The sequence below is a fragment of the Rhodococcus sp. ARC_M5 genome (genome assembly GCF_022810405.1).
Classification (GTDB): Bacteria; Actinomycetota; Actinomycetes; order Mycobacteriales; family Mycobacteriaceae; genus Rhodococcoides; species Rhodococcoides navarretei.
In genome coordinates this window covers 42,539-65,410 of sequence record NZ_JALGQE010000022.1, presented here as the reverse complement: position 1 = coordinate 65,410, position 22,872 = coordinate 42,539, and the positions used below count along the sequence as shown (strand labels likewise).

Annotated in this window: 23 protein-coding genes; 14 read left to right on the top strand and 9 right to left on the bottom strand. The window is 64.1% G+C overall.

Going from position 1 to position 22,872, the window contains the following annotated elements; genetic code table 11:
- The first annotated feature begins 11 nt into the window (after positions 1–11).
- The 8 genes from MTX34_RS23165 to MTX34_RS23130 are packed head-to-tail and all read left to right on the top strand — an operon-like array spanning position 12 to position 6,295.
- Positions 12–794 (top strand): SDR family oxidoreductase, encoded by a 783-nt coding sequence (locus MTX34_RS23165; protein WP_243610957.1) that lies wholly within the window; start codon positions 12–14, stop codon positions 792–794.
- A 27-nt stretch (positions 795–821) separates the two neighbouring features.
- Positions 822–2,489, top strand: coding sequence for a thiamine pyrophosphate-binding protein (locus tag MTX34_RS23160; RefSeq protein WP_243610956.1), 1,668 nt, complete (start codon positions 822–824; stop codon positions 2,487–2,489).
- On the top strand, positions 2,486–2,947 hold the full coding sequence (locus tag MTX34_RS23155) for an alpha/beta fold hydrolase (protein WP_243610955.1): 462 nt from the start codon (positions 2,486–2,488) through the stop codon (positions 2,945–2,947). Before MTX34_RS23160 ends, MTX34_RS23155 begins: the two co-directional genes overlap by 4 nt.
- Entirely contained in the window at positions 2,944–3,177 is a 234-nt protein-coding gene (locus MTX34_RS23150) for a recombinase-like helix-turn-helix domain-containing protein (RefSeq protein WP_243610954.1), read from the top strand. The genes MTX34_RS23155 and MTX34_RS23150 overlap by 4 nt, the downstream gene beginning before the upstream one ends.
- Position 3,178: 1 nt before the next feature.
- Positions 3,179–4,261, top strand: a complete 1,083-nt coding sequence (locus MTX34_RS23145; protein WP_243610953.1) for a Rieske 2Fe-2S domain-containing protein — start codon at positions 3,179–3,181, stop codon at positions 4,259–4,261.
- A complete protein-coding gene (locus tag MTX34_RS23140) occupies positions 4,258–4,590 on the top strand; it encodes a hypothetical protein (RefSeq protein ID WP_243610952.1) in 333 nt (110 codons plus the stop codon). Before MTX34_RS23145 ends, MTX34_RS23140 begins: the two co-directional genes overlap by 4 nt.
- Positions 4,587–5,000: a Rid family hydrolase gene (locus MTX34_RS23135; protein ID WP_243610951.1), complete on the top strand. Its 414-nt coding sequence runs from the start codon at positions 4,587–4,589 to the stop codon at positions 4,998–5,000. The genes MTX34_RS23140 and MTX34_RS23135 overlap by 4 nt, the downstream gene beginning before the upstream one ends.
- Positions 5,001–5,041: 41 nt before the next feature.
- The gene (locus tag MTX34_RS23130) at positions 5,042–6,295 is read left to right on the top strand and encodes an MFS transporter (protein ID WP_243610950.1); all 1,254 of its coding nucleotides are present in this window, start codon (positions 5,042–5,044) and stop codon (positions 6,293–6,295) included.
- Between the two features lie 123 nt (positions 6,296–6,418).
- On the opposite strand, the gene MTX34_RS23125 is transcribed toward MTX34_RS23130, so the two are convergent.
- Positions 6,419–7,051: an isochorismatase family protein gene (locus MTX34_RS23125; RefSeq protein ID WP_243610949.1), complete on the bottom strand. Its 633-nt coding sequence runs from the start codon at positions 7,049–7,051 to the stop codon at positions 6,419–6,421.
- A gap of 124 nt (positions 7,052–7,175) precedes the next feature.
- Between MTX34_RS23125 and MTX34_RS23120 the strand changes: the two genes are divergently transcribed.
- Both MTX34_RS23120 and MTX34_RS23115 read left to right on the top strand, forming a co-directional pair.
- A complete protein-coding gene (locus MTX34_RS23120; protein WP_243610948.1) occupies positions 7,176–8,156 on the top strand; it encodes a GlxA family transcriptional regulator in 981 nt (326 codons plus the stop codon).
- Positions 8,153–8,989: an adenylate/guanylate cyclase domain-containing protein gene (locus MTX34_RS23115; protein WP_243610947.1), complete on the top strand. Its 837-nt coding sequence runs from the start codon at positions 8,153–8,155 to the stop codon at positions 8,987–8,989. The genes MTX34_RS23120 and MTX34_RS23115 overlap by 4 nt, the downstream gene beginning before the upstream one ends.
- A gap of 155 nt (positions 8,990–9,144) precedes the next feature.
- On the opposite strand, the gene MTX34_RS23110 is transcribed toward MTX34_RS23115, so the two are convergent.
- The 6 genes from MTX34_RS23110 to MTX34_RS23085 all read right to left on the bottom strand — a co-directional run bounded on the left by MTX34_RS23110 (position 9,145) and on the right by MTX34_RS23085 (position 14,614).
- Positions 9,145–9,441, bottom strand: a complete 297-nt coding sequence (locus MTX34_RS23110) for a colicin immunity domain-containing protein (protein WP_243610946.1) — start codon at positions 9,439–9,441, stop codon at positions 9,145–9,147.
- A 71-nt stretch (positions 9,442–9,512) separates the two neighbouring features.
- Positions 9,513–9,812 carry a colicin immunity domain-containing protein gene (locus MTX34_RS23105; protein ID WP_243610945.1) on the bottom strand — a complete coding sequence of 100 codons (300 nt, stop codon included), beginning with the start codon at positions 9,810–9,812 and terminating at the stop codon, positions 9,513–9,515.
- Between the two features lie 113 nt (positions 9,813–9,925).
- Positions 9,926–11,482, bottom strand: coding sequence for a CocE/NonD family hydrolase (locus MTX34_RS23100; RefSeq protein WP_243610944.1), 1,557 nt, complete (start codon positions 11,480–11,482; stop codon positions 9,926–9,928).
- 38 nt (positions 11,483–11,520) lie between these two features.
- A complete protein-coding gene (locus MTX34_RS23095; protein WP_243610943.1) occupies positions 11,521–11,835 on the bottom strand; it encodes a hypothetical protein in 315 nt (104 codons plus the stop codon).
- Positions 11,832–13,184 (bottom strand): acyclic terpene utilization AtuA family protein, encoded by a 1,353-nt coding sequence (locus tag MTX34_RS23090; protein WP_243610942.1) that lies wholly within the window; start codon positions 13,182–13,184, stop codon positions 11,832–11,834. Before MTX34_RS23090 ends, MTX34_RS23095 begins: the two co-directional genes overlap by 4 nt.
- Entirely contained in the window at positions 13,181–14,614 is a 1,434-nt protein-coding gene (locus MTX34_RS23085; RefSeq protein ID WP_243610941.1) for a CitMHS family transporter, read from the bottom strand. Before MTX34_RS23085 ends, MTX34_RS23090 begins: the two co-directional genes overlap by 4 nt.
- Positions 14,615–14,696: 82 nt before the next feature.
- On the opposite strand from MTX34_RS23085, the gene MTX34_RS23080 reads away from it, so the two are divergent.
- Positions 14,697–15,590, top strand: a complete 894-nt coding sequence (locus MTX34_RS23080) for a LysR family transcriptional regulator (RefSeq protein ID WP_243610940.1) — start codon at positions 14,697–14,699, stop codon at positions 15,588–15,590.
- A 162-nt stretch (positions 15,591–15,752) separates the two neighbouring features.
- Here MTX34_RS23080 and MTX34_RS23075 read toward each other — a convergent pair whose 3' ends face one another.
- Positions 15,753–17,990, bottom strand: a complete 2,238-nt coding sequence (locus MTX34_RS23075) for an NADP-dependent isocitrate dehydrogenase (protein WP_243610939.1) — start codon at positions 17,988–17,990, stop codon at positions 15,753–15,755.
- Between the two features lie 239 nt (positions 17,991–18,229).
- Between MTX34_RS23075 and MTX34_RS23070 the strand changes: the two genes are divergently transcribed.
- A complete protein-coding gene (locus MTX34_RS23070; protein WP_243595503.1) occupies positions 18,230–19,606 on the top strand; it encodes an NAD-dependent succinate-semialdehyde dehydrogenase in 1,377 nt (458 codons plus the stop codon).
- A gap of 276 nt (positions 19,607–19,882) precedes the next feature.
- On the top strand, positions 19,883–20,746 hold the full coding sequence (locus tag MTX34_RS23065) for an alpha/beta fold hydrolase (protein ID WP_243595505.1): 864 nt from the start codon (positions 19,883–19,885) through the stop codon (positions 20,744–20,746).
- 2 nt (positions 20,747–20,748) lie between these two features.
- Here the strand turns inward: MTX34_RS23065 and MTX34_RS23060 are convergent, their stop codons facing one another.
- Positions 20,749–22,101 (bottom strand): cytochrome P450, encoded by a 1,353-nt coding sequence (locus tag MTX34_RS23060; protein ID WP_243610938.1) that lies wholly within the window; start codon positions 22,099–22,101, stop codon positions 20,749–20,751.
- An 85-nt stretch (positions 22,102–22,186) separates the two neighbouring features.
- Between MTX34_RS23060 and MTX34_RS23055 the strand changes: the two genes are divergently transcribed.
- Positions 22,187–22,804, top strand: coding sequence for a TetR/AcrR family transcriptional regulator (locus tag MTX34_RS23055; RefSeq protein WP_243610937.1), 618 nt, complete (start codon positions 22,187–22,189; stop codon positions 22,802–22,804).
- Positions 22,805–22,872: the final 68 nt, after the last annotated feature.

Below are 22,872 nucleotides of genomic sequence, written 5' to 3'. Positions count from 1 at the left end.
GGAGCACACCCATGGACCTGCAGTTGAAAGACCGACGAATACTGATCACCGGTGCCAGCTCGGGCATCGGTCTCGCGACAGCAACGATGCTCGCGGGCGAGGGAGCACGGCTGGCCCTGTGCGCCCGCGACGAGGACCGGCTACGCAAGGCGACTGCGGAGCTGGCGGCCTCTACCGACGTGTTCACCTTCACGTGCGACGTCACGGACAAACAGTCGGTCGAGAACTTCGTCTCTCACGCTGTCGACAGCCTCGGCGGACTCGACGGCGTGGTCTGTAACGCAGGCCGCTCGCTGATGAGCACGATCGACCAGACGACCGACGAACAGATCCGAGAAGAGTTCGATCTCAAGATCTTCGGAGCGCTCAACATAGTCCGGGCGGCGAAGAAGGCACTGGCGTCGTCGGATTCGGGGGCGATCGTCGTCGTCAACGCGATCCTCTCCCGACAGCCGGAATCGCGGCTGGCGATCACCGCCGCCGCACGTGCCGGTCTGCTCAACCTCTCCCGCTCTCTCGCACAGGATCTGGCTGCGGACAACATCCGCGTCAACTCCGTCCTGCTCGGTCTGGTCGACACCGGACAGTGGCAGCGCCGCTACACCGACAGCGACACCGCGCTCGATTTCGACGAGTGGAGCGCCGAGATCGCTGCGGATCGAGGCATCGGACTCGGGCGCTTCGGCACCGCGGACGAGCTCGCTTTCCCCATCACCACGCTCCTCTCGCCGCTCAGCAGCTACATCACCGGCGCATCCCTCGACGTCGGCGGCGGCGTCCACCGCTACGTCTAGCGACCCGAACATTCTCAGGAGAGAGACATGACAGAAGAAGCAGTCGTCCGACGCACGGGCGGTGACGTACTCGTCGACTTGATGCGACGCCACGGCGTCACCACCGCGTTCGGCGTCATCAGCATCCACAATCTTCCCCTCGTCGAAGCCGTCGATCGTGACCTCGAGTTCGTCGAGATGCGGCACGAAGCAGCTGCGGTCAACGCCGCCGACGCGTATGCCCGAGCCACCGGCGGCATCGGCGTCGCGCTGACGAGCACCGGAACGGGTGCCGGCAATGCAGCGGGATCGATGATCGAGGCGCTGACGGCCGGGAGCCGGGTTCTGCACATCACCGGGCAGATCGAGACCGAATTCCTGGCACCGAATCGGCCGACACCGAGCCGCGGAGTCATCCACGAATTCCCGAAGCAGCCGCAACTGCTCGACGCAGTGTCGGTGCACAGTGCGACCATCAACGACGTCAAAGACGTTGCGGTAGAGCTCGAGACCGCGATCCGCCGCATACGATCGGCACCGACCGGCCCGGCCAGCATCGAGTGGCCGAGCGATCTGCAGTATCTCGCGACCCCCGAGAAGCAACGCCCGTTCGAGATGACCGACATTCCTGTCTCGGTTCCCGACGCCGACACGATCGCGCGTGCAGTCGAGCTGATCGACGCGGCGAAGGCTCCCTTGTTCTGGCTCGGGGGCGGAGCAGCAGGCGCAGGCCCCGAACTCACCGAGCTCGCACATCGAGTCGGAGCGGGCATCCTCACCAGCAACTCAGGCCGCGGCATCGTGCCCGAGACCGACCCCCTCGTCATCGGCAACTTCGCCACGACGCCGCAGGGACGCGCGCTGCTCGACGATTCCGACCTTCTCATTGCCGTCGGCACCCACTTTCGGTCCAACGAGACCGCGTCGTACGGCTTGTCCCTGCCTGACAACATCATTCAGATCGACCTCGAACCGTCCACGATCGGTCGGGTCTACCCTGCCACCGTCGGGATCGTCGGAGATGCAAGGGCCGTCCTGACGTCTCTCGCTGATCGCGTTGCCGCACAGCCAGGTTGGGCGGCGCGGGTCACCGAGGTCCGTGAGGCCGTACGCAGTGGTCTGACCGAGTACATCGGCGGCTACGCCGACATCTGCGCGGCGATGCGCTCGATCCTGCCCGACCGCTCACCGATCGCCCGCGATGTCACCATCCCGTCCAGCCAGTGGGGTAACCGTCTGCTGCCGATACTCGAGCGCGAGACCAACATCTTCCCGCTGGGCGGCGGCATCGGCCAGGGCCTGGCAATGGGCATCGGCGCAGCTCACGGCCGACGTGATGTGCCCACGTTGGTCATGGTCGGCGATGGCGGACTAGCGGTGCACCTGGGTGAGCTGGCCTCACTCGCGGGCTCGAACGCCCACGTCATCGTGGTCGTGTTCAACGACGGCGGCTACGGCGTTCTCCGGAACATGCAGGAGGCAAACGGGTTTCGTCGGTCCGGCGTCGACCTGCACACTCCACGCTTCGACCTGCTCGCGGCATCTCTCGACATCCCGCACCGGCTGATCCAACGCGTCGAGACCTTCGCCGACGTGTTGACCGAAGCGGTGGGTCGCACCGGGCCGACCATCATCGAGGTGGACGTCGCCTCGGTAGAACCCACACCGGGGCCGTTCGTCCCGCCCGTTCACGTGCCGAGCGAGGTCCGGCGATGAGCGCCGTCGCAGCCGTGAGGTGGTGGGACGACGATGCCCAGATGGCCGTCGCGGCAGCCGTTCCGACACATGTCTTCGCAGCGGGCACCGACGCCCACGCTGCCATCGAGCTTGCCGTCGCCTACCCGGAGACCGTTCTGAGCCTGATTCTCGCCGACCCGACATTCGACGTCGAGCAGCATGCGTACCTGCTTGCGTCGGTGGCGGTTCCGACGCTCGTCATCGCGTCGGCACCGGAGCCCACCACCGATCTGACCATCTCGCAACGACTCGCCGGGGACATCGAGAACGCTGTTTTCGTCGTCATCGACGATGCAGCCAACCCGGTCCACACCGGCAACCGAGAGTCGTTCCGCGAGTGGACGTCCTCCTTCGTCACCATCGCAGAAGGTCTGGCGCTCCGTTCCGGAACAGCACTCACCCCGCCCACCCCCCTCGTCGAAGGAGCGTTCCGATGATCACTCGTACAGCCCGCGAGCCGTATCTGGAAACCCACCAGACCCACCCGCAGCCGATCACGCCGTACGAGCGCAAACTCGCCGGCTCGCTGAGCGAGATCTACTCCGGCGGAGTCGACACCCTGGACGGCGTCGTCGCCGGCCTGAACGACCTAGGCCTGCACGGGCCGGACGGCGGTCCGTGGACCGCCGAGAACTTTCGCGCCGAGATGCGCAGATTGGGGAATTGAAATGACCACCACCGAAGCTCGTCCGACCGGTCGCCGCTCCGGACCGACCTACGCAGTCGGAACGCGTCGGCACCTGGACGCCGAGGACATCGCCGCCACCGGTATCCGCGACCGCTGGTACCCGATCTTGCCGTCGCACATGGTCGAGGCGGGTGCGATGGTGCCCGTCCGCCGCCTCGACGTCGACTGGGTGCTGTTCCGGGACGCACAAGGAACCGTCCGCATGCTCGAAGACCGCTGCCCACACCGCAGCGCACCGCTGTCCGTCGGTCAGCACCTCGGAGACCGCATCGCATGCATGTACCACGGCGTACAGGTGGACGGAACTGGAACCGTCGTGTCCGTTCCCGGCATGCCCGGTTGCGCATTGGAGGGCCGCCGAGCCACCGTCAGTCTCGAGGTCGTGGAAGCCGCGGACACCATCTTCGCTTTCGTACCCCTGACCAACGACTCGACCCCGACGCCGTTCGTACTTCCCGATCGGTTGGCGGACCCCGAGGTGTCATGGTTCCCCAACTACGCCGAATGGGCCGGGCCGTGGCGGTTCTACATGGACAACGTCCTCGATCCGATGCACGGCGCGTTCCTGCACCGAGACTCGCATTCGATGTTCGGCGGCGACGTTTCTGCGCGGTTCCGGATCCGCGAGACCGATCGCGGGTTCTTCTTCGAGAAGACCGACCAACGCGGAGTGAACTTCGACTGGGTCGAGTTCGTCCGTGGATCGATGGATTTCGTCGACCTCGAGATTCCCTACGGACCCGGTGCCGGGCCCGGCGGCGTCTTCGGCATCGTCGGCATGAGTACACCGATCGACCGCGAGAATTCGGCGATCTTCCACTGGCGTACCCGGCGGGTCAGTAACTGGGAGCGCGAATCCTGGCGGTTCCTCTACCGCACGATTCTCGAGGAGAAGCACTGGCAGGTGCTCGAGCAGGACCGCGCGGTATTGGAAGTTCTCGCGTCTGACGCCGACAGAGAAGAGCACCTGTACCAGCACGATCTGGGCGTCGCGCGCATCAGGCGGCTGTATCGCGCCGACGCGCTCGCCCAGGCAGAGAAGCTTTCGAGCGTCAACGCATGAAGGAAGACACTTTGATGCTGACGGTTCTGCTGCGGCACGACCAGACCCAGAATCTCGCGCAGCTGCAGGGACGACTGGACGACAACGATTGGTGGCACGAGTTTCCACCCGAGGGCTGCGAGGTCGTGTCGTGGGTGGTCGCGATGGGAATCGGGCAGATCGTCACCCTACGGCTGCCCGCCCATCGACTGTCCACCGTCAACGTCGAACTCGAACGCCGGGCGTGGGGCACATTTGCCACGGAGTTCTATCCGACCTACGACTTCGTGCCCGTCCGCGAACGCCTCACCCGTGAATCCGACGAACGCCGCAAGGCTCTCTCGTCATGACACGGGCAACCCACCCCGACGTTGCCGAACCACCTCGGCCAGGGATGTTCAGCAACGCCCGCGTCGTCGGCAATCAGTTCTTTCTGTCCGGCATGCACGCCGGCACACCGTCGGGTCCGGTCGGCGGGTCGGACCCCTACCTTCAGGCCGTCGAGGCGTTCCGCCGCATCGGTGCCCTCGCCGTGGCCTGCGGCGCACGCGTCGACGACATAGTGACGCTGCGGATCTACCTCACCGACATGGCCGACAAGACCGCCGTCGGCCGGGCACGCGGCGGCGTGTTCCGCGGTGACCTTCCCTGTTCGACCCTCGTCGAGGTGTCGGCGCTTGTCGAGCCCGAACTCAGTGTCGAGATCGAGGCTCACGGTTTCATTCCCGTCGTCCGCACCGCGGACGCACGAATCAGCTGATTCGGCGCATCCAGCGTCGACCTACACATCGAGGACGCATAATGAGCGGACCGACCATGACCAGAAATCCCGCCCCGCCCATCACCCGACCGAACTGGTCGGTGTTGACGCTGGCCTTCATCGCCGTCGTGCTCGACGGATACGACACGATCGCACTGGGATTGTCCGTACCTGCTCTCTCTGCAGAGTGGGGTGTGGCACCGTCGCATTTCACGCCCGCTCTGGCATTGACCAGTCTCGGTGTGGCTTTCGGCTACATCGCGGTGGGACGACTGACAGCACGGTTCGGTTGCCGCAACGTCATCTTGGTGGCGGTCGCGGTGTTTACCGTGGGTTCCCTGCTCACAGCATGGGCTGGGTCGATAGTCGAGCTCACCGCTCTACGGTTCATCACCGGCCTCGGACTCGGCGCCGTCATGCCCGCTGCAGTGGCCCAGACGACGGCACTCAACCCGGCACGTCTACGGCAGTCGATCGCAGTGTTCGTGACCATGGGCATCTCGCTCGGTGCGTTGATTGCGGGTGTCGCCGGCAGCCAGCTCGTACGTAACTTCGGCTGGCCCTCGGTCTTCATCGCCGGTGCCGTCGCATCGGCAATACTGTTCCCGTTTCTGTGGTTCAAGCTTCCCGACGAGCGCACGGTCATCGGAGACGTCCCCGTCGCCGATGCCAAGCACAGTGCGTCCGTCGCTCGTCTCTTCGACCCCGAGGTCCGGACGCGGACGCTGCTGCTGTGGGTCTTCTCGTTCCTCGTGTTCTCGGTCTTCTACATCTTCTCCTCGTGGTTGCCGACTTTGCTCACCAGCTACGGCTTCAGTACCGGACTCGCTCCGTTGGGCTCGGCAGCGCTCGGCGTCGGCAGCATCATCGGCGCAGGAATACTGATCGTCTGCGCCACGAAGTTCAGGATGACCTCCGTCCTCGCCTGCACCACCGCTGCAGCCATTGTCTTCCTGGTCATCTCGGCGTTCCTCGGACCGGACAAGGCACTCCTGCTGATCGTGTTCGGTGGCGTCGGCCTCGGCCTTCAGGCGGGAATGATCGGCCAGGCAGCCGTCGCTGTCTCGATCTACCCTCAGCGCACCGCCGCAACGGGCGTCGGGTGGACCTCGTCGATGGGACGGCTGGGATCGGTCGTCGGACCCATCGTCGGCGGCGCACTCATCGGTCTCGGCACGTCGACCAGCACCATCGTGTTGCTCGCCTGCATTCCCGTATTCGGCGCGCTTCTCGTCGTCGTGGCCCTCGGCAGAATTCGTGTGGCGCGCCGAGCAGACGAGCAGGTCGGGGCGTGAGCCCGGCTCCGAAATCATGAATGACCGATAGCCATCGAGCCCGGGGACCGCGAGGCCCCGGGCTCGATGCGGTGAAGCCTGTACGTTGTTGTCCGGCCGAGTGTCTCGACCGACCGACTGGCGTCAGCCCACCGCGTCGTTGCCCTGGGATGCCGAGACCACCAGATTGTTTGCGGTCAGCCCGTTCCCGTTCTTGGCGGCGTCGATCCACTGATCCGTCGTCGCTACCGCCGCGAAGTTCGACTGGTACAGCACCATCAGAGCCTTGTGCAACTGTTCGGCCGAGACGGTGCCGGCCTCGTTCGAGAGGTTGATCGCACCCGTGGCGTCGGACAGGATCTCAACGGTCAGATCCAGCGCCTCGGCGTCGGCGCTGGATGCGAGGTCGCAGTTGTTGGTCATGTAGCCGACGATCGTGACGGTGTCGATGTTGTTGCTCTGCAGCCACTTCGCGACTCCGGTCCCGGCGAACACGCTGCTGTACTTCTTCTCGACCCGCTCGAAAGACGGCTGCACGACGGCTTGAATGTCCGGGTGCAGTTCGTATGTCGGAGTGCCTTTGACGAAAGCGGGCGCACCTTCCGGCATTTCGTGCTGCACGATCGCGACGGGAAGATCCTGCGCCGCGGCAGCTTCGATCGTGCGGACGATGTTGGCCAGCGATTCGTCGCGGGGCGGGTACTGAATCTTCAGCACTCCCTCGAAGTATTCCTGCTGGACATCGATGACGATGAGGGCTCTACGCGGTGCGGTCATGGCGTTCTCCTTCGACTGGCGTTGTTCGGTCGCACTTCATCCTGCGGTGCTGCTCTTGCATTCACGAGTGGCACGGATGCATACTTTCGATGGATTTGCGCCAGCGGTTGAGATCGGAGTCGGTATGCGCATCGCGCTTTACGCGTTCGACGGCATCACGATGTTCCACCTCGCCGCGCCGTTGATGGTGTTCGGCGAGGTGACCCGGCTCGGACTCGCCCCGGACTGGGAGACGCGAGTGTGGTCCGACGAAGCCGGTTCGATCCGCACCGAGGAGGGATTTCCGGTCGGCGAGATCGCAGGGCCCGATACCGTCGCCTGGGCCGATATCGTGATCGTGACATCGTGGCCGGAGTCGTTGCCTCGCATAGGCACTGACTTCTCGAACTCACTGCGAGGAGCACATGAACGAGGGGCAGAGATCGCAGGTCTGTGCCTCGGTTCGTTCGCTGTAGTCGATACCGGGTTGCTCGCCGGCCGTCCGGCCGTCACGCACTGGACCAAGATGGCCGAGCTGCGGGAGCGAAATGCACACGCGGGCGTCGACGAGTCGGTGCTCTACATCGACCACGGCGACGTGATGACCTCCGCGGGCACCGCGTCGTCGATCGATTCCTGCCTGCACATCGTGCGCAAGCACCTCGGTTCGGCTGCCGCGACACGGGTGGCGCGGAGTCTCGTGGTCGCGCCCCATCGCGACGGCGGACAGGCGCAGTACATAGAGCGTCCGGTCATCGAGGCATCGGGAGATACCGCGATCGCCGACGTGCTGAGCTGGGTACTCGAGCGTCTGGACGAGCCGTTGCCCATCGAGCGACTGGCCGACCATGCGCGCATGAGCCGACGCAGCTTCATCCGTCAGTTTCAGCTCGAGACAGGATCCACCCCGGCTCGCTGGGTCTTGGACAAACGCCTCGAGGAAGCTCGGAGCCTGCTCGAAACGACCGATCGCAGTATCGAGAACATCGCTGCCCTGTGCGGATTCGGCAGCGCTGTCACTCTGCGTCAGAACTTTCGCTCGGCATTCGCAGTGACACCGACGGCCTATCGACGGCAATTCGCCGTCGGATGTGCGCCCACAGATACGGTCGACAGGCAAGGATGAGCGACGTGATCCTGTGGATAGTTGCCGGAGTAGAGCTCGCTGCCATCATCGCGCTCAGTGTGGTCTTGATCGTCTCGCGTCGAAAGTTGAAGCACACGCGCCGGGCACTGGACCGCGCTCTCGAATCGCAGCAACGCCGTAAGCGACGCGGCCTGGTGCCCTTCGCGATCAGAACTGCCTTCCACACCACGGACCTACTCATCAACAAAGGCTTCGGTGCCACGGTCCGCAACTCCGTCGAAGACCTCGCGGGCTGGGCCAAAGTCGAACGCCCCGACCTGGCACGCATGACGGCCGACGGCGACATCGTGGTGATGTTCTCCGACATCGAAGGATCCACCGCACGCAACGAGGAACTGGGCGACCGCGGTTGGGTGAAACTGCTCGAAAAGCACAACAAGCTCATCAACAAGCACGTCGACGCCCACGGCGGGCACGTGGTGAAAAGCCAGGGCGACGGCTACATGATTGCTTTCTCCGACCCGGGCCAGGCCGTGCGTTGCGGGGTGGAAGTGCAAGAAGCACTGACGAAGAACCCGGATCGATGGGACCGTATCCGCGTCCGGATGGGTATCCACGTCGGCAGTTCCGTACGACGCGGTGACGACCTGTTCGGCCTCAACGTGGCCATGGCCGCACGCGTCGCGGGACAGGCCGACGGCGGCGAAATTCTGATCAGCGAACCGGTGCGCAAGGCCATCGCTGCGGCACAGGACCTGACTCTCGGAACGCCCCGAGACGTCGAACTCAAGGGAATGAGCGGGACTTTCCAGTTGTATCCGATTGCGCTGCCGGTGCAACCGGATACAACGCCGTCCATCAGCGCGGGATAGCGCCGGGAAGCACGTGCAGGGTCAAGGACGAACCACCGGCTCCGGTTCAGACGATGACGTCCCCTGCGGAGCGTCGTCGGTGATGTCGGGGTAGTCGTTCCTGAGGACCAGGACAACTCGACGTCGACCTCGACTTGGGAAGTCGGAAACCTGTCTCACTCGAGACCGAACAGTTTCGAGTAGGTGGCCGCCGCACGTTCTCTGAGCTGTTCACCCGACAGATCCTCCGGGCTATCGCGCAGCTCCGGATCCGAAACATAATCATCTACATCGAAAAATAGCTTTTCGAGAACCGTGAACTCACTACCCGGCACTTGACATTTGTCGTTGGTGAAGGTGCGAATATAGTCTGTCTCGAAATCATCTGCCGAAATCTTTTCTTGTACAAATGCCTCGATCAGCTCCCTATACTGGCGCAGCATTGCTTCGACTGACCTCTCGCGCTCAGCCATTACTCACCCCCAAGATTTCTGTGTCAGAGCGCATCGCTGACTTGTGAACGCGAATCCACGAGAGATCGACACTATCCGGCTCGACTCAACTGACGAAGTTTTTCCAACGCCCCACTCGCACGGACAAGCAATTGCCCTGCGTCCAGATCGTCATCGCCACGCAACCTGTCCTCGGCGACGTAAGCGTCCACGTCGCCGAACAGACCGTTGACGATCTCGGACACTTCCCTTTCGAGTATCCCCGGCGTCCGCTTCACCAGCCTCAAATATGCCTTCTGGAAGGCATCGGCGGTGTGACTCCCATCTACGAAAGCCTCGATAGTGGGGCTGAAAATCAGGGCCTGCTCGGCCGCGCTCCCGATAGCACTCATCAGTACAGTCTCCCCTCACTGAGAACCGACGCAGGCTGGTCCTCACTCATTTCCCAGCCACTGACAAACCTTCCGTCTGAGCGTTGAACCACAATAGGCTTGGTGATTACCGGTCAACGCACTGCCGCGGTGGGGAGCACCGGCACAGTCAGGGATGAACCTCCGAAGCCAGTGCGGACGATGACATCTCCGACAGGGGCGTCATCGGTGATGTCGGGGTAGTCGTCACTGCGAACCTGGACCTGCAGCCGATGTCCGGCCGGCACTCGGAAGTGCGTAGGCCACGCCCGTACGTCCAATTCATACTCCTGTCCGGGTATTACGGGCTCGGGTGCAATGGATCCGTTGCGATGGCTTACCTTGAGCCAGCCCTGAGTGATGCGCTCCACGGTGCCGTCCGGCGCAACATCGTCCACGATCACCGCGAGGTTGCCGTCGGACGCGGTGAAGGTCGCCGAGATCTGTGCCGTCGGGGAACCCGTGATGACCACATCACCGGGTAGTGGAGTGGTCAAGAAGACCACTGCCGCATCGGCAGCGTCGGTGTTGTCCGTCGGGACGGTGTATGCGCGACTGCCCTGCTCGGTCGACACCGGACTCAGACCACTGTCGGTCCCCATCGTCAGCGTCAGCTCGGTGGATTCGGCGGGCGGCCACTGACCGAATTCCTGCCAGCCACGTTCGTCGGGCACCGAGGAGATCTCGTAGGAATTGATCCGCTTCGCCGGCAGAGGTGCAGAGCTGTCCTCGCGCAGCCACTTGTCCCACCATGCGAGGTATGCGCCCGTACCGATGTCGGCTTTCTGGCCCGCCGGCATACCGTGTTTCCAGGGCCCGGCAACGACCCACGTCAGATCCCGATGCGCGGAGTAGTTCTGCATCATCGGGTCTCGATAGCGGTCGTACCATCCGCCGACCTGCAACATCGGGACGTCGATGTACTGCCATTTCGCCTTGACGCTGCGGTCGATCCAGTACTCGTCGTACAGCGGATGCTCGTCGTACGGACCCTCGGTGGCCGGGGCTGTGCTCGCCTGCCACGTGCGGATGGTGTCGGATCGGATCCCGCCGCGGTAGATGGTGTTCTCGTACCAGTCACTGAATGCATCGACCGGGATGACCGCAGCCAGGTGCGGTGGATTGTTGGCTGCGGCGAGCATCGACGTGTGACCTCCGTAGCTGACACCGGATTGTCCGACCTTGTCCGTCGACCACGGCTGTGCTGCAGCCCATTCGACGAGATCGTAGTTGTCCTGCTGTTCCTGCGGGCCGAACGGATCCAGTACGCCTGGAGAATCTCCGGATCCCCGGACGTTGCACAACAAGATGTTGTACCCGCGTTCGACCAGATACGCCGAGTCCACTGCCAACTGGTCGAGGCCGTCGTAAGCGTTGAAGTCGTAGACGATGGTCGGGAACTTCTCTGCGACCGGCACGTTGCCGTCATCACCGGGTCGGTTCACGTCACACGCCAGCGCGGCACCGTCGCGCATCGGAACCTCCATGCGCTCCGAGGTGACCGTGTATTCGGCCGCCCGCCCATAACCGAAGAAGGGGTCGGTCGGTAATTCGCGAGGCAGTGCTCCGGCGGTACCGGCTGCCTGTCCGACGAGGACTACGGCAAGAGTCAGGGCCAGGAGTACGCGGATGTTACGGATGTCGATCTCCATCCATCGGGCGGCTGGGCCGCGAGAGTCGAAAAATGGGGTCAAAGAGGTTCCGGTACAACCATGCTCAATAGGTGGTAGCTCAGGCATTTGCCGTGTCCGTCCAGAACGGGGCTACCCGTAACTCCCCCACCGAGCACGCCGGGTAGCTCGAACACCAACCCGGAGACCAGGGGCATGTCAGTGCGGTGTACGTCCCCGGTAACCAGCGGCGCGAAATGCGTGGCAACAGCATCGACGGTCAGTTCACGGGTCAATAACTCGTAGTACTCCTCGGACCGCGGAAACACAGCGAGGATGAGGGTGTCGCCCTTGTCCCCGGTTCGCACGTCGGCGAGATCGTCGACAGTCCTCATACCGTCACCTCCGTGGTGTGTACAGCGGTCGTCACCTGTGCACGTGGGATCAGACACGATCTGATCGCGAGCACCTCGGCGCTGCTGCTGCGTGCGCCACCGCCGCCGGCAGGGCCGTTGGTATAGAGGCTTTCGACTTCCCACCCCACGAGTGCCGCGGTCTCCGCGTCGGGCACCTTCCCGGTCACGCGCAGCCGCACTTCGGGGACATCGGTTGGGGCAGCAAGTCCGCGGAACGCCGCACCCGCCCCGATGTACTCGATGCCGACATTCTCGGCCGGAATACCGTGCACCTCCCACAGTCGCTGCTGCACAATCTCTCCGGCGAGCTCGGCGCGTTGCAGCGCGCGCGGCCCGGCGTAGCTGATCTGACCTTCGCCGAGCCAACCGCCGCGAAAACCGAGGGTCACCTTCAGCTCCTCTGGCCGTGTACTGCCCGTCGCCCCGGACACCGCTACCCGATCGGGTCCGACGGTCTCGAACGCGACTCCGGTGAAATCGGCGGTCACATCCGGCGTCAAGTACCGGGCTGGATCGCCTACCTCGTAGAGCAACTGCTCGGCGCACGTTCGCCGCGTCAATTCCCCGCCGGTGCCGTCGACTTTGCCGAATTCGGCTGTGCCATCGGCACGTACATCCCCGAACGGAAATCCCAGATGTGCCAGACCCGGCACCGGCTTGGTGATCGGATCGGCGAAGTAGCCACCGGTCAGTTGGCCCGCGCATTCGAGAAGATGTCCGACGACCGTACCTGCACCGAGCGTCTCCCAGTCCTGACCGGCCCAACCGAACTCGTGCATCAGCGGCGCAAGATACAGCGCTGGATCGGCAAGACGGCCGGTGACGATCACGTCGGCACCGACATCGAGTGCGGGCAGAACCGCATCGGCACCGATATAGGCGTTGGCCGACACCAGTTCCTCGGAATGCTCCGACAGCGGCCGGCCGGTCTCCCACACCATCGGGTCGATCCGGCGCACTGCGTCGAGCACGTCGTCGCCGGTGACGGCAGCGATGCGCACCGAGCGCGAGCACACCTGCTCGGCAACACGAGCAGCAACCGCTGCTGCCGCAACAGGATTCGCCGCTCCCGAGTTCGTCACGACGGTGATGCCCTGCTCCGTGGTCGCGCCCAGCACTGCCCGCATCCGCGCGGCCAACAGTGGGTCGTAGCCCGCAGCGGGATCGAGCAGCTTTCGTGCCTGCCCGGTCGCAACCGTCCGCTCCCCGAGGCACTCGAAGATCAAATAGTCGAGCTCGCCGCGCTCGGCCAAGATCCGTGCCGGGTCGATGCGGTCGCCGGCAAACCCTGCGCCGGCCCCGAGCCGGATCGTTCCGTCGCGACTCATGACGACCACAGCGGGATCGCGCCGGTGGCCATGGCAACGCCGAGCATGCCGAGACTGATCAGCCACGCCCACCCCAGCGTGTGGCGAATGTGCTTACCGATGTCGACTTTCGCGAGACCCACCAGAAGGTAGAACGCGCCGGTCATCGGGCTGATGGGGAATCCGACGGTTTCCTCACCGATGATCGAGGCTTGCGCCAGATCCATTGCGCTGACGCCGAATTGGTCGCCTACCTCGATGAGGACCGGCAGCACGCCGAAGTAGTAGGCGTCCGGCCCGAAGATCAGGCTCATCGGGACGGCGAACACGCCGACGATGAGCGGTAAGGCAGGTGCCATGGCGTCCGGAATGGCATTCGCTGCGCTGACCGCCATCGATTCGATCATGCCGCTGCCGTCGAGCACACCGAGTAGTACACCGGCCGCGAGCAACGTACCGACCATGAGCATCGCGCCGACAGCGTGGGCCTCGATGCGGGCCGACTGGGCCTTCATTCCGCGGTAGTTGACAAGGAGCGCCACGATAGTGGCGATGATGAAGCACGTCTCCGGCGGGGCGATGGCGGCGATCAACGCAGCCAACGTCGCGATTACCAGGAAGGCGTTGACCCAGAACAACTTCGGCCGCAGCAGTGCTCGGTCACTCGACGCGGTTGCCGGACCGTCCGCATCGTTCCCGCCGGTCGACGGGCTGCCGGGCTCCTCGTTCGCGTCATCGACTGATGATCCGGTATCCCCGGATCCCACGGACATGCGTTCGGCGACTCGCGCCGTCGACTCCTCCACGACGGCCGACGCATCGCCCGCGGCTACCTTGGCCAACCGGGTCCGCTCACGCCGACCCAGATAGTAGGCGACGCCCAGTGCAAACACGACCCCGGCGATCTGCGCGGGAATCAGCGGCACCCACAGCTCGTTGGCGTCGACGCCCAGTGTTGCTGCAGCGCGAGCCGTCGGACCACCCCAGGGGACCATGTTCATCACTCCGGCACCGAGACCGACGCAGGTCGCCAGGACGAGCCGGCTCATACCGAGGCGTTCGTAGATCGGCAGCATGGCGGGGACGGCGATCAGGAACGTGGTTGCGCCGGCACCGTCGAGGTGAGCCACCACGGCGAGGGCAGTGGTCGCGACTGCCACGGTCGGCGGGGCACTACCTGCCCAGCGCACGATGCGGGCGATGATCGGATCGAACAGACCCGCGTCGCGCATGATCCCGAAGAAGACGATTGCGAACAGGAACATCGCGGCGACGCCGACGACCCCGCCGAGCCCCTCTTTGACGAACCCTGCCACCTCGGATGGAGAGTTGCCGGCCAGGAACGCCGCAGCGAGCGGGACACCTGCAAGCGCGACGATGGCCGCGACGCGCTGGGTGAACAACAGCAGCAGGATGATGGCAATCGTCCCGAAGCCGAGCAGTGACAACATGTGATCTCCTTCATCGAATACGACGAGTGTTGTGCAGATCACTTACGCAGTCCAACATCAGTTGGGTATACATTCATTCGCTGTGAGCATCAATATCGGTATCGCGCACCTACGGGCCATCGTGGCGCTGGCCGATCTCGCGAGCTTCACCTCGGCGGCGGCGTCCCTCGGGGTATCCCAGCCGAACCTGAGCCGCACGGTCGCCGAGGCAGAGCGCCGCCTGGGCGTGCGACTGTTCGTCCGCACCACCCGCAGCGTCGACCTCACCGGCGATGGACACGAGGTGACGGCCTATGCCCGTCGGGTATTGCTCGAGTTCGATGACGGCCTGGAGCAGATCGGACGCTTCGTCTCGGGCGACCGAGGAACCGTCACCATCGCGTGCTTGCCGTCGATCGCGGCGACGTTCCTCCCGCCGTACATCGTGGACTTTCGCGACAGCCATCCCGACGTCTCGGTGCACATCAAGGACGGCCTGCGCGACGACGTGGTGGCCTCCGTCCGCGACGGCTCCGTGGATTTCGCAGTGGTGGCAGCATCGGGTCGAGCGAACGACCTGATGCGCACGACGGTCAGCGCCGATGCGTTCGTCTGCGCGCTACCGTCGAATCACGCTCTCGCGCAGCGCAAGAGCCTGAGGTGGACCGACCTCGCCGACGAGCCGTTCATCGCGTTCGGCCCCGAATCCAGCATCGCGTCGCATGTACGACTGGCCCTGGAGAACGAGGGAGTCGACGTCGGACCGTCTGTTCAGGCACACAACGTGGCCGCCGTGGCGGGCCTGACCGCGGCGGGACTCGGCATCACCGTCATCCCGGAACTGGTGGTGCCGATGATGTCGTTCGCGAGCCTTGTCTACCTGCCGATCGAGCCGACCATCCATCGAACCATTTCGGTCGTGCAATTGCCGGGGCGACGCCAGAGCGCTAGTTGTTCGGCGTTTCTGGACATTGTGGTGCCGCCCCGTAACGAATGAATGGTCCATTCAATACGTCTGAGCGCGTGAAAGTCACATTGATCCGGACGGGGTGGGCGGTGGACCCGAATGATGGTGCACCCCAATACGAATGAATGGTCCATTCACAACGTCTGAGCGCGTGAATGGACCATTCATTCGATGGGGGTGAGGCAGAAAGAACTACTGCTTCGCCGACTCCAGAGCCTCGTTGAAGGTCTTGGACGGACGCATTACTGCGGCGGTTGCTTCGGGGTCGGGGTAGTAGTAGCCGCCGATGTCGACTGCAGTGCCCTGGACCTCGTTGAGCTCGGCGACGATCTTCTCTTCGTTGTCTGCCAACGTCTTTGCCAGTGCTCCGAAGTGCTTGGCCAGTTCGGCGTCCTCGGTCTGCTCGGCGAGTTCCTGCGCCCAGTACAGCGCGAGGTAGAACTGGCTGCCACGGTTGTCGAGTTCGCCGGTCGAGCGCGACGGGCCCTTGCTGTTCTCGAGCAGCTTGCCGGTGGCGGAGTCGAGCGCCTTCGCGAGGATGGTCGCCTTGACGTCGCCGGTCTTGATGCCCAGATCTTCGAGGCTCACGGCCAGAGCCAGGAACTCACCGAGCGAATCCCAGCGCAGGTGGTTCTCCTCGATCAGCTGCTTGACGTGCTTGGGAGCCGAGCCGCCCGCACCTGTCTCGTACAGTCCGCCGCCCGCCATCAGAGGAACGATGGAGAGCATCTTGGCACTGGTGCCGAGTTCGAGAATCGGGAACAGGTCGGTGAGGTAGTCGCGCAGGATGTTGCCCGTCGCGGAGATGGTGTCGAGTCCGCGGACCAGACGCTCCATCGTGTACCGAATCGCGCGCACCTGCGACATGATCTGAATGTCGAGGCCCTCGGTGTCGTGATCCTTCAGGTACTTGCGCACCTTGCCGATGAGCTCGTTCTCGTGCGGGCGGTACGGGTCGAGCCAGAAGACGACCGGCATTCCGGACTCGCGAGCGCGGCGCACGGCGAGCGCAACCCAGTCCTGGATCGGAGCGTCCTTGACGATGCACAGGCGCCAGATGTCGCCCTCTTCGACGGTCTGCGTGAGCAGGACCTCGCCGGTGGCGATGTCGGTGATGTTCGCGACGCCGGCCTTCGGAGCCTCGAAGGTCTTGTCGTGCGAGCCGTACTCCTCGGCCTTCTGCGCCATCAGGCCGACGTTGGGAACGGTGCCCATCGTCGTCGGATCGAACTGGCCGTTGGTCTTGCAGAAGTTCACCATCTCCTGGTAAATCCGGGAGAAGGTCGACTCGGGGTTGACGGCCTTGGTGTCCTTGGGGCGACCGTCCGCTCCCCACATCTTGCCGCCGGCGCGAATCATCGCGGGCATCGATGCGTCGACGATGACATCGCTGGGCGAGTGGAAGTTCGAGATGCCGCGAGCGGAGTCGACCATCGCGAGCTCCGGACGGGTCTCGTGACACTTGTGCAGGTCTTCGATGATCTCGTCGCGCTTGGATGCCGGCAGCGTCTCGATCTTGGTGTACAGATCCGACAGGCCGTTGTTGACGTTGACGCCGAGCTCTTCGAAGATCTCGTTGTGCTTGGCGAACGCGTCCTTGTAGAACACGCGGACGGCGTGGCCGAAGACGATGGGGTGGGAGACGCGCATCATCGTCGCCTTGACGTGCAGCGACAGCATGACGCCGGTCTCGTAGGCGTCCTGCATCTCGGCCTCGTAGAAATCGAGAAGCGCCTTCTTGCTCATGAACATCGAGTCGATGACGTCACCGTCGGTGAGCGAGACCTTCTCCTTGAGCACGATCGGCTCGCCGTCGGCGGGCAGCAGCTCCATCTTGACCTCACGGTCACCGTCGACGACGGTCGACTTCTCACCGTGGTAGAAATCGCCCTCGCGCATGTGTGCGACGTGGGTGCGCGACGCCATCGACCACTCGGTCATGGAGTGCGGGTGCTTGCGCGCGAATTCCTTGACGGCCTTCGGCGCACGGCGATCCGAGTTACCTTCGCGCAGAACAGGGTTGACGGCGCTGCCGAGGCACTTGGTGTAACGGTCGCGGATTTCGCGCTCTTCGTCGGTCTTCGGGTTGCCGGGGAAGTCCGGGATCGCGTAGCCCTTGTCCTGCAGTTCCTTGACGGCGGCGAGCAACTGCGGCACCGAGGCGCTGATGTTCGGCAGCTTGATGATGTTGGTCTCGGGCAACTGCGTCAGCTTGCCCAGCTCGGCGAGGTTGTCGGTCACTCGCTGGTCTTCGTTGAGGTAGTCGGGGAACTCGGCGAGGATGCGGTTGGCAACGGAGATGTCACTCGACTCGACGTTGATCTCGGCCGCGCTGGCGAAAGAACGTATGACCGGCAGAAACGCGTGAGTCGCCAGCATGGGCGCCTCGTCGGTCAGGGTATAGATGATGGTCGGCTTCTTCGCTGTCATGTTTCGCCTTTGCCTCAGTTTCAACGTCGTCTTTTGGATGCGTTCGTGGTCAACTTTAATCTTCGATCCCGCGAATGTGGGGGGCAGTGGGGTATCACTCCACCAGCGGTTCCAAGTTACCGACCGGTAGGGCGCTCAAAGGATTTCGCAACCCTCCTCGATCCGGCCCTGACCACCGTCGGAGCCTCCGATTTGCCCGAATAGGAACAATGGCACCCTCTGCGACCGTTGAACCGGGTATGACGACCTACAAGACTGTCAATCCAGCCGACGGCACAACCGTCAAGGAATTCGAAACTCTCGACACGGCCGGCGTCGAGCGCGCACTCGCCGACGCACACGCCGGATTCCAGACGTGGCGCAAGACCTCACCGAAGCACCGCGCGGAAATCCTGCACAAGGTCGCTGACCTCTACACCGAGCGTTCCGACGAACTGGCTCGAACCATCTCGCTCGAGATGGGCAAGCCGCTGACCGAGTCCCAGGGCGAGGTGGAGCTGTCGTCGAGCATCTACCGGTACTACGCAGACAACGGCCCGACCCTGCTCGAGGATGAGAAGCTCGACGTACCCGGCGCGGAAGACTCTGTGCTGCAACGCAAGCCGGTCGGCGCACTGGTCGGCGTCATGCCATGGAATTTCCCGTACTACCAGGTTGCCCGGTTCGCCGGTCCGAACCTGATGGTGGGCAACACGATTCTGCTCAAGCACGCACCGAACTGCCCGCAATCGGCGTTGCTGATGGAGGAGATCTTCCAGCAGGCGGGACTCCCCCAGGATGCGTACATCAACATTTTCGCGACCAACGAACAGATCGCCGACATGATCGCCGACCCCCGCGTGCAGGGCGTCTCGCTCACCGGTAGCGAGCGAGCCGGAACCTCCGTGGCCGAAACCGCAGGACGCAACCTCAAGAAGGTCGTCCTCGAACTCGGCGGTTCGGACGTGTTCATCCTGCTCGACTCCGACGACATGGATGCCACCGTCGAATCTGCGACTCGGGCACGCCTGTCCAACGCCGGCCAGGCCTGCAACGCCGCCAAGCGCATCCTCGTCGCCGAGGACATCTACGACGACTTCGTCACCAAGCTCGTCGCGTCGTTCGAGGCCGTGCAGACCGGCGACCCGTTGGACGCGAACACCACCCTCGGGCCGCTGTCGTCGCAGACCGCCGCCGACACGTTGATCGAGCAGATCGACGACGCCGTCGCCAAGGGCGCGACACTGCTGACCGGTGGCAAGAAGATCGACGGGCCGGGTGCATTCGTGCAGCCGACGCTGCTGACCGACGTCACCCCGGATATGCGGGCGTACAGCGAAGAGCTGTTCGGACCGGCCGGTGTGATCTACAAGGTCGAAAGCCCGCAGCAGGCAATCGAATTGGCGAACTCCTCGGCATACGGTCTGAGCGGATCGGTGTGGAGCACCGACCTGGACAAGGCCCGCGATGTGGCCGAGCAGCTCGAGGTCGGCATGGCGTTCGTCAACGAGCACGGCACCACCCTCCCCGGCCTCCCGTTCGGCGGCGTCAAGCGCTCCGGCGTCGGCCGCGAACTGGGACCGTGGGGCATGGACGAGTTCGTGAACAAGAAGCTGGTGCGAGTCTCCGCGAAGTAGGCTCAGCTGACGATGCTCCCCGGGCAGTTGTCCGGGGAGCTTTGTCGTGCCGCGGTCGTGCGGTCCCGATGATCGTCGAACACGCTCTGCTGCATGTCATTCCCCATCGAACCAACGAACTCGCGGTCGCCTTCGCCGACGCGAAATCGATCATCTCCTCGATGCCGGGGTTCGTGAACCCGACCCCCTCGCGCCGCATCGAGCATTTCGCTCCGAGGCTCAGGGCATAGGAGATAAGTTCGGTTCTCGACCCCTCACCGGTTCAAGGAGACACTCGTGGCCAACGCTTCGTCGTTCGTATCCAAGCAGGACGACACCGAGATCAGTACCTACACCTGGGCGACCTCGGCCGACCCGGCACGCGGCGTCGTGCAGATCGCGCACGGACTGGCCGAGCACGGCAGCCGCTACGCCCGCTTCGCCGCCGCGCTGAACGACGCCGGATTCCATGTCGTCGCGTCCGATCATCGTGGCCACGGCCAGTCGATCGTCGACACCCCGGGCGATTTCGGTGCCGCCGCATTCGCCGGACTGTGGGCCGACATCGAGCAGCTGGGCGAGTCGTTGCTGAACGACTACCCTGACCTGCCGCTGTTCCTGTTCGCGCACTCGATGGGTTCGTTTGCCGCGCAGCATGTTCTGATCGAGCGATCGGATCTGTACGAGGGAGTGGTGCTGTCGGGCTCGACGACGCTGAACATCCTCGCCGCCGGCATGGCCGACGCCCCCGCGGGCGACCTGAGCGTGTTCAACGCCGCCTTCGAACACCGCACCGGATACGAGTGGCTCACCCGCGACGAGGCCGAAGTGGACGCGTACGTCGCCGATCCTCTGTGCGGTTTCGACCTCCCGGAGTCGACGGTCCCCGCGTTGTTCGGTGAGGCCGACAAGCTGGCCGACCCACACAACCTCGAGCAGATCCGCTCCGACCTTCCGCTGCTCATCACCTCGGGAGCAGACGACCCGCTCGCCGGTGGCGGACAATTGATCGAAACCCTCGCCGCCCGGTATCGCGAGGCCGGGATGAGCGACGTGACCGTCACCCTCTACCCCGGTGCCCGCCACGAGATCCTCAACGAGACCAACCGGGACGAGGTCACCGCGAACATCATCGGGTGGCTGACCGACCGCGCCGGGTAGCTCTACCGCTTTCGTAGGTGCACGGGCTGCCCGTCCTCGGGGAAGGGCAGCGACGTGAAGTTCAGCGGTGCAACGTAATCGGGGTCGACCGACCAGTCGAACCGCAACAGCAGATGGTGCATGATCGTCTTGATCTCCGCGCCCGCGAAGTACATGCCGATGCACTTGTGCACGCCCCCGCCGAACGGCTCCCACGCGTAGCGGTGCACCTTGTCCTCGCGACGGTCGGCGGCGAACCGGCCGGGGTCGAACTTCTCGGGGTCGGGCCAGTACTGCTCCATGTGGTGCGTGAAGTGCGGCGCGACCGATGCATACGTGCCCGCGGGAACGAACTTTCCCTGCACCTCGGTGTCCTTCACTGCGCGACGCGCCACCACCGGAGTGGGTGACACCAGCCGCAGGCATTCCTTCATCACCAGGTCGACGCTGTGCAGTTCGTCGAGTTGCGCGAGCGTCGGTGCATCGGTGCCGAGGGCCTCGGATTCCGCACGACACTTGTCCTGCCACTCGGGGTGTTGCCCGAGATACTGCATGATCGTCGACAGCGTGATCGTCGACGTGTCGTGAGCCGCCATGAGCAGGAAGATCATGTGGTCGATCACTTCGTCGTCCGAGAAGCGCTCGCCGCCCTCCCCCTCGATGTGACACAGAACCGAGAACAGGTCGTCGGTCTCGGTGGCGCGCCGCGCAGGTAGGTAGCGCCGGAAGAACTGCTCGAGCATGGCGCGGCCGTCGAGGCCACGCTTCCACCGCGTTCCCGGAACTCGATAGCGCACGATCGACGTCGCCGCCTGAACGCACGCCACGAAACTCGAATTGAGCTCGGCTATCTCGGCGTCGGTGCTGCCCTCTGCGCCGCCCATGAAAATGCTCGTCGCCACCTCCAGGGTCAACGCCTTGAGCGCCGGGTAGACCTGGACGTCGCGCCCGCCTTGCCAGGCGTCCAAACCGGTTGCGGTGACAGGATTCAACGCCTCCACGGATTTGGTGAGCCTGTCCCTCGTGAAGGCCTGCTGCATGATTCGTCGGTGCTTCAGATGTTCGTCGGAGTCGAGCAGCATCAATCCGCCGTGAAAGAACGGGCCGATCAACAGCGACCAGCCGTCACCGTTCGCGAACGCTTTGTCGGCGTTCTGAAGCACCTGCTGGCATGCGTCGGGGCCGAGGACGGTGATCCACTTCTGCCCGGCCATCGTCAACCAGGACACCTCGCCGTACTTCTCCCACCGACTCCCGAGCAGTTTCAGCGGGTCTCGGATGTACTCCAGGGTGTGGCCCACGAGGGGCACACCGCCGTCGCCGTATACCGGCTGGAGCGTTGAATCAGCAGGTGGAGCAGCCAGAGCACGTGCCATTGTCGACCTCCATCAATCTGACAGAGCGTCCTGTCAGATGCGATGTAGTGTGCGTCACACGTGCTCCCTCTGTCAAGATCTACCCATGGCCTCCACGACGCGCCGCTACAACGGCATGAGCGCCGACGACCGCCTTGCCGACCGTCGGGCCCGCCTGCTCGACGCCGGGCTCGAGGTGTTCGCGAAGGCAGGTGCCCAGAACACGACCATGACCGCGATCTGCGCGGAGGCGAAGCTGACCGAACGCTACTTCTACGAAAACTTCACCGGCCGAGACGAGCTGCTCGAACGAGTGGTGGATTCGATTTCCGACGACATCCGATCCAAGGCCCTGGACGCGCTCCACTCCCCCGCACCCACCGTCGAAGAACAGGTACACAACGCCATCGCTGCCTTCGTCGGCGTGCTCACCGAGGACCCGCGCAAGGGCCGCGTCGCGATGATCGAATCACTGGCCGTCGACTCACTCCGGGCATACCGACGAAAGTCCATGCGCGCGTTCGCCCACCTGGTCGCCGAACAATCGCGCGAACTCTACGGTGAGCAGGCCTTCCCGCAACCGCAGTCGGAGATCAACGGCCTCCTGTTCATCGGCGGACTCGCCGAACTGGTGATCGCGTGGCTCAACGACGAAATCGACATCACCCCTGCGGATATCGTCGCCGCCGCAACCCGGCAGTTCATCGCGACGGCGCATCGCTGAGGTGCCTTCGGCAGTGGCGTGATCAAGTGCCCGTTGAGGCACTTGAACGCACCACTGCGCCGAAGGCG

Excerpts from the sequence above, each read along its gene's own strand:
- MTX34_RS23160 (WP_243610956.1), top strand. The coding sequence starts at position 822 with ATGACAGAAGAAGCAGTCGTCCGACGCACGGGCGGTGACGTACTCGTC.
- MTX34_RS23145 (WP_243610953.1), top strand. The coding sequence starts at position 3,179 with ATGACCACCACCGAAGCTCGTCCGACCGGTCGCCGCTCCGGACCGACC.
- MTX34_RS23125 (WP_243610949.1), bottom strand. The coding sequence starts at position 7,051 with ATGACCGCACCGCGTAGAGCCCTCATCGTCATCGATGTCCAGCAGGAA.
- MTX34_RS23155 (WP_243610955.1), top strand. The coding sequence starts at position 2,486 with ATGAGCGCCGTCGCAGCCGTGAGGTGGTGGGACGACGATGCCCAGATG.
- MTX34_RS23075 (WP_243610939.1), bottom strand. The coding sequence starts at position 17,990 with ATGACAGCGAAGAAGCCGACCATCATCTATACCCTGACCGACGAGGCG.
- MTX34_RS23110 (WP_243610946.1), bottom strand. The coding sequence starts at position 9,441 with ATGGCTGAGCGCGAGAGGTCAGTCGAAGCAATGCTGCGCCAGTATAGG.
- MTX34_RS23115 (WP_243610947.1), top strand. The coding sequence starts at position 8,153 with ATGAGCGACGTGATCCTGTGGATAGTTGCCGGAGTAGAGCTCGCTGCC.
- MTX34_RS23140 (WP_243610952.1), top strand. The coding sequence starts at position 4,258 with ATGAAGGAAGACACTTTGATGCTGACGGTTCTGCTGCGGCACGACCAG.
- MTX34_RS23055 (WP_243610937.1), top strand. The coding sequence starts at position 22,187 with ATGGCCTCCACGACGCGCCGCTACAACGGCATGAGCGCCGACGACCGC.
- MTX34_RS23085 (WP_243610941.1), bottom strand. The coding sequence starts at position 14,614 with ATGTTGTCACTGCTCGGCTTCGGGACGATTGCCATCATCCTGCTGCTG.
- MTX34_RS23060 (WP_243610938.1), bottom strand. The coding sequence starts at position 22,101 with ATGGCACGTGCTCTGGCTGCTCCACCTGCTGATTCAACGCTCCAGCCG.
- MTX34_RS23120 (WP_243610948.1), top strand. The coding sequence starts at position 7,176 with ATGCGCATCGCGCTTTACGCGTTCGACGGCATCACGATGTTCCACCTC.
- MTX34_RS23090 (WP_243610942.1), bottom strand. The coding sequence starts at position 13,184 with ATGAGTCGCGACGGAACGATCCGGCTCGGGGCCGGCGCAGGGTTTGCC.
- MTX34_RS23100 (WP_243610944.1), bottom strand. The coding sequence starts at position 11,482 with ATGGAGATCGACATCCGTAACATCCGCGTACTCCTGGCCCTGACTCTT.
- MTX34_RS23165 (WP_243610957.1), top strand. The coding sequence starts at position 12 with ATGGACCTGCAGTTGAAAGACCGACGAATACTGATCACCGGTGCCAGC.
- MTX34_RS23135 (WP_243610951.1), top strand. The coding sequence starts at position 4,587 with ATGACACGGGCAACCCACCCCGACGTTGCCGAACCACCTCGGCCAGGG.
- MTX34_RS23095 (WP_243610943.1), bottom strand. The coding sequence starts at position 11,835 with ATGAGGACTGTCGACGATCTCGCCGACGTGCGAACCGGGGACAAGGGC.
- MTX34_RS23150 (WP_243610954.1), top strand. The coding sequence starts at position 2,944 with ATGATCACTCGTACAGCCCGCGAGCCGTATCTGGAAACCCACCAGACC.
- MTX34_RS23070 (WP_243595503.1), top strand. The coding sequence starts at position 18,230 with ATGACGACCTACAAGACTGTCAATCCAGCCGACGGCACAACCGTCAAG.
- MTX34_RS23105 (WP_243610945.1), bottom strand. The coding sequence starts at position 9,812 with ATGAGTGCTATCGGGAGCGCGGCCGAGCAGGCCCTGATTTTCAGCCCC.
- MTX34_RS23130 (WP_243610950.1), top strand. The coding sequence starts at position 5,042 with ATGAGCGGACCGACCATGACCAGAAATCCCGCCCCGCCCATCACCCGA.